Annotated in this window: 1 protein-coding gene; it reads left to right on the plus strand. The window is 34.2% G+C overall.

All coding sequences use genetic code 11. From position 1 onward, the window contains the following. Positions 1-93: 93 nt before the first annotated feature. Positions 94-957, plus strand: coding sequence for an ATP-binding cassette domain-containing protein (locus tag HG1285_RS00385; protein WP_008289680.1), 864 nt, complete (start codon positions 94-96; stop codon positions 955-957). Positions 958-1,105: the final 148 nt, after the last annotated feature.

Raw genomic sequence — 1,105 nt, forward strand, 5'->3', positions numbered from 1 at the left:
TAATCTGTATGCATTAATTTTGTTTATCATTACATTTTCAGTTTTGGTTATTGTTTATACTCTGAACAAAAGATTTACGAAGGCAGATAAGTTATGAAAATACAGATAAAAAAACAGCTTTCCGGAACAGAAGGAGAGTTTTTACTAGACATAGACATATCCATAAAAGAAGGCAGTTTTATAACCATTTTTGGAAAATCTGGAGCAGGTAAAACCACAATTTTAAGGGCTATTGCAGGTTTAGTAGATGTAGAGGGCTTTATACAGGTAAAAAATACAGTCTGGCTTGATAGCAGCAAAGGTATAAACCTTCCACCGCAAAAAAGAAAAGTAGGTTTCGTTTTCCAAGATTACGCTTTATTCCCCAATATGACTGTTGAAGAAAATATTAAGTTTGCTATGGATAGAGAGGATAAGCCTTTTCTTGAACATTTGCTTGAAATGACAGAGCTTTCAGGGATAAGAAACAGAAAACCGGATAGTCTTTCAGGTGGACAGAAACAACGGGTAGCCCTTGCCAGAGCTGTTGCAAGAAAGCCGGATGTTTTACTGTTGGATGAGCCTTTGTCAGCCCTTGATATTGATATGAGAAGAAAGCTTCAGGAAGAACTGATAAGGTTTTATAAAGAATTTAATCTTACAACTATTATGGTAAGCCATGATTTTTCAGAAATATTTCGTCTATCAGAAAAAGTTTTTGTTCTTGAAAATGGAAAAATAATTAAATCAGGTACTCCAGATGAGGTATTCATTCAGGAGAGAATAAGCGGAAAATTCAGATTTTCAGGTGAAATTATTCAGATTAAACAGGATGAAACTGTATATATTGTATCTGTTCTGGTTGGTAATACAGTCGTCAGGGTCATTGCTGACCCTGACGAGATAAAAAATCTGAAAACAGGCGATAAAGTAGTTGTTGTATCAAAAGCATTTAATCCATTTATTCTAAAGGTATAAGTGAACTTATTGCTTCAAGGGAGTTTGTCAAAAGAAGTATTCCAACGAATATCAGAAGCAGTCCACCAACTATTTCAATAACAAGGAAATACTTCCTCATGAAATTGAAAAATCTGAAAAACTGGTTTATTGCCATTGCCGTTAGAAT

It is taken from the genome of Hydrogenivirga sp. 128-5-R1-1, assembly GCF_000171895.1.